At 68.1% G+C, this 4,390-nt stretch carries 4 protein-coding genes; all 4 read left to right on the forward strand.

Translation table 11 applies throughout. The features are described 5' to 3' along the window. Positions 1–64 precede the first annotated feature (64 nt). On the forward strand, positions 65–1,372 hold the full coding sequence (locus APY03_RS18335; protein ID WP_068678847.1) for an HlyD family secretion protein: 1,308 nt from the start codon (positions 65–67) through the stop codon (positions 1,370–1,372). 14 nt (positions 1,373–1,386) lie between these two features. After that, the gene (locus tag APY03_RS18340; RefSeq protein ID WP_083944451.1) at positions 1,387–2,958 is read left to right on the forward strand and encodes a DHA2 family efflux MFS transporter permease subunit; all 1,572 of its coding nucleotides are present in this window, start codon (positions 1,387–1,389) and stop codon (positions 2,956–2,958) included. Between the two features lie 219 nt (positions 2,959–3,177). Continuing rightward, entirely contained in the window at positions 3,178–3,948 is a 771-nt protein-coding gene (locus APY03_RS18345) for an ABC transporter ATP-binding protein (RefSeq protein WP_068678792.1), read from the forward strand. Then, positions 3,949–4,390: ABC transporter ATP-binding protein (locus APY03_RS44010; protein WP_232324324.1), on the forward strand; the 442-nt coding region annotated here is incomplete at its 3' end.

Genomic DNA, 4,390 nt, shown 5'->3' on the forward strand with positions numbered 1-4,390 from the left:
CCGATGCCAGCCAGAGGGCGCCGCGGCACCCCTGAGCACATTGCGCGAATCCGAAGGACATCCCATGAACAGCAACAACACAACCGATGCGAACGTCCCGGCCGAGGCGCCGGCCTCCAACGGCAAGCGACGCCGCGCCCTCGCCGGACTGACCGCCGCCGTCGTCGTTGCCGGCGCCGGCTGGGGCGCCTACGAATGGCTGGTCGCGCGCCACTACGAGTCGACCGACAACGCCTACGTGCAGGGCAACGTGATCCAGATCACGCCCCAGATCGGCGGCACCGTGATGGCCATCATGGCCGACGACACCGATCTGGTGAAGACCGGCCAGCCGCTGGTACAGCTCGACCCCGCCGATGCCGAGGTGGCCCTCGAGCAGGCCGAGGCGGCGCTCGGCCAGGCGGTGCGCCAGGTCCGCACGCTCTACGCCAACAATGGTTCGCTGGCCGCGCAGGTCTCGTTGCGCCAGGCCGACATCGTCAAGGCGAAGAGCGACATCGCGCGGGCGCAGGACGACCTCAGGCGCCGCCAGGCGCTGTCGGGCAACGGCGCGGTGTCGAAGGAAGAACTCAACCACGCCGAGACCACGCTCGCCAACGCGAAGAGCGCGCTGGCCGCGGCGCAGGCCGGCGTGCTCGCGGCGCGCGAGCAGCTGGCCAGCAACCAGTCGCTCACCGAAGGCACCAGCGTCGAGGAGCACCCCAGCGTGCAGGCCGCCGCGGCCAAGGTTCGCGAAGCCTATCTCGCGACGCAGCGCGTCGCGCTGCCCGCGCCGGTCGAAGGCTACGTGGCCAAGCGCACCGTGCAGCTCGGCCAGCGCGTCGCGGCCGGCACGCCCATGATGTCGATCGTGCCCCTCGACCAGCTGTGGGTCGATGCCAACTTCAAGGAAGTCCAGCTTCGCAACATCCGCATCGACCAGCCCGTGAAGCTCATCGCCGACGTGTACGGCAAGAGGGTCGAATACACCGGCCATGTCGCCGGCCTCGGCGTGGGCACCGGTGCTGCCTTTGCGCTGCTGCCGGCGCAGAATGCCACCGGCAACTGGATCAAGGTGGTGCAGCGGGTGCCAGTGCGGATCGCGCTCGACGCCGGGCAGCTCAAGGCCAACCCGCTGCGCGTGGGCCTGTCGATGGACGTCGAGGTCGACGTGCGGCAGAAGGGCGGCAAGATGCTGGCCGACGCGCCGCGCGCCAGCGCCCTGGCCCGGACGCAGGTCTACAGCCAGCTCGACCAGGGCGCCGATGCCGAGGTGCAGCGCATCATCGCGGCCAACCTGGGCCGCAGCGCGGCGCTCGCGAACACATCCTCCAAGCCGCCCGTCGCTGCCGTGCCCGCCCCGGGCCCGCGCTCGCACGTCAACCCGATCTGAAGCAGGGCACGACGATGGCGATCGCCGCACCGCCCGCCCCACCTGCCGCCGCTCATCCTCCGCTCGAGGGCTCGGCCCGCCTGTGGGGCACGATCGCGCTGTCTGCCGCGACCTTCATGAACGTGCTCGACACCTCGATCGCGAACGTATCGCTTCCGGCCATCTCGGGCGACCTGGGCGTGAGCTCCACGCAGGGCACCTGGGTCATCACCAGCTTCGCGGTCGCCAATGCGATCGCCGTGCCGCTCACCGGCTGGCTGACGCAGCGCTTCGGCCAGGTGCGCCTGTTCATGACCAGCGTGCTGCTGTTCATCATCAGCTCCTGGCTGTGCGGCCTGGCACCCAACATGACCATGCTGATCGCCTTCCGCGCGCTGCAGGGCTTCGTGGCCGGGCCGATGATCCCGCTGTCGCAGACGCTGCTGCTGTCGAGCTACCCGAAGGCCATGGCCGGGCTCGCGATGGCGATGTGGTCGATGACCACGCTGGTCGCGCCCGTCATGGGGCCGCTGCTGGGCGGGTGGATCACCGACAACATCTCCTGGCCCTGGATCTTCTACATCAACATACCCGTGGGCCTGCTCGCCGCGGGCATCACCTGGGGCATCTACCACAAGCGCGAGAGCACCACGCGCAAGGTGCCGATCGACGGCATCGGCCTGGCGCTGCTCGTGCTGTGGGTGGGCTCGATGCAGCTCATGCTCGACAAGGGCAAGGAGCTCGACTGGTTCCATTCGCCCGAGGTCGTTGCGATGGCGGTGGTGGCGGTGGTCGGCTTCGCCTTCTTCCTCGTCTGGGAGCTCACCGACAAGCACCCGGTGGTCGACCTGTCGCTCTTCAAGCGGCGCAACTTCTGGTCCGGCGCGCTCGCCACCGCCGTGGCCTACGGGCTGTTCTTCGGCAACGTGGTGATCCTGCCGTTGTGGCTGCAGCAGTTCATGGGCTACACGGCCACGCAGGCCGGCATGATCATGGCCCCGGTCGGGCTGCTGGCGATCGTGTTCTCGCCGATCGTCGGACTCACGGTGGGCAAGGTCGATCCGCGGCGCTACGCGACCTTCTCCTTCCTGGTGTTCGCGCTCGTGTTGTGGATGCGCTCGAACTTCAACACCCAGGCCGACTTCTGGACCATCATGATCCCGACGGTGATCCAGGGCGTCGCGATGGCCTTCTTCTTCGTCCCGCTGGTGACGATCACGCTCTCGGGCCTGTCGCCCGATCGCATCGCCGCGGCCTCGGGCCTGTCGAATTTCGCGCGCATCACGGCGGGCGCCGTGGGCACCTCGATCGCGACCACCGTGTGGGAGAACCGCGCCGCGCTGCACCATGCGCAACTGGTCGAGTCGGTCAACCCGGGCAATGCCGCCGCCAGCAGCGCGATGGCGGGGCTGAGCGCCGGCGGCCTCTCCGCCGAGCAGGTGCTGGGGCAGCTCAACCATATCGTGGACCAGCAGTCCTTCATGCTGGCGGCCAATGATGTGTTCTACGCATCGGCGGTGCTGTTCCTCCTGCTGATTCCCTTCGTGTGGCTCGCGAAGCCCGCGCGCAGCGGCGGCGCATCGGACGCTGCGGCAGGCGCGCACTGAAATTCAAGAACCACCGCGAGCTTGAAACAAGCAAGCCTTCGGGGAACACCGCGGAACCGGCTTTGCCGGGCCGCTGGTGGGCGAGCTAGATAGGCATTTGCCCCAGTAGGCAAGTCCTGCTGCGGCTGCAAACAATGCGTTCCGCGCAGCCATGGTGGCACGCGCTCAGATGGACCGCATGACTGATCTTTCCTGCCAGCACCCGGGCGACCGCGCGAGATGAGCGACATCATTCTCGAGACACGCCAGCTCACCAAGGAATTCAAGGGTTTCACCGCCGTCAGCAAGGTCGACCTGAAGGTGGTGCGCGGCTCCATTCACGCCTTGATCGGGCCCAACGGCGCGGGCAAGACGACCTGCTTCAACCTTCTCACCAAGTTCCTCGAGCCCACTTCGGGGACCATCCTCTTCAACGGCCAGGACATCACGGGCGAGCGCCCCGCGCAGATCGCGCGCCGCGGCATCATCCGCTCCTTCCAGATCTCCGCCGTCTTCCCCCATCTCACCCTGCTCGAGAACGTGCGCCTGGGACTGCAGCGCGCGCTCGGCACCTCCTACCATTTCTGGAAGAGCGAGAAGACGCTCGAGCCGCTCGATGCCCGCGCCCGCGCGCTGCTGGCCGAGGTCGGCCTCGAGGAACTGGCCGACGAGCAGACCGTGAACCTGCCCTACGGCCGCAAGCGCGCGCTCGAGATCGCGACCACGCTCGCGATGGAGCCCGAGCTGATGCTCCTCGACGAGCCTACGCAGGGCATGGGCCACGAGGACGTGCACCGCGTGGCCGAGCTCATCAAGCGCGTCTCGGCCGGCCGCACCATCCTGATGGTGGAGCACAACATGAGCGTGGTCTCCACCATCGCCGACACCATCACGGTGCTGCAGCGCGGCGCCGTGCTGGCCGAGGGGCCGTATGCCGAAGTCTCGCGCAACCCGCAGGTGATGGAAGCCTACATGGGCACCACCGACGGCCAGCTTCAGGGAGCCCATTGAATGAGCGCCCCTGCACTCGAAATCAAGGACCTGCATGCCTGGTACGGCGAATCCCACGTGCTGCACGGCGTCGACATGGTGGTTCAGCCGGGCGAGGTCGTTACGCTGCTCGGCCGCAACGGGGCAGGGCGTACCACCACGATGCGCGCCATCCTGGGCCTGACCGGCACGCGCAAGGGCAGCATCAAGGTGCATGGCGTCGAGACCATCGGCATGCCCACGCACCGCATCGCGCACCACGGCATCGGCTACTGTCCGGAGGAGCGCGGCATCTTCGCCAGCCTGTCGGCCGAAGAAAACCTCATGCTGCCTCCCGCGCTGAAGGGCGCTGACAAGGGCATGTCGGTGGATGAGATCTACGCCATGTTCCCCAACCTCGCCGAGCGCCGCTACAGCCAGGGCACCCGCCTGTCCGGCGGCGAGCAGCAGATGCTGGCGGGGG

Source organism: Variovorax sp. WDL1 (assembly GCF_001541225.1).
In the GTDB taxonomy this organism is placed as follows: domain Bacteria; phylum Pseudomonadota; class Gammaproteobacteria; order Burkholderiales; family Burkholderiaceae_C; genus Variovorax.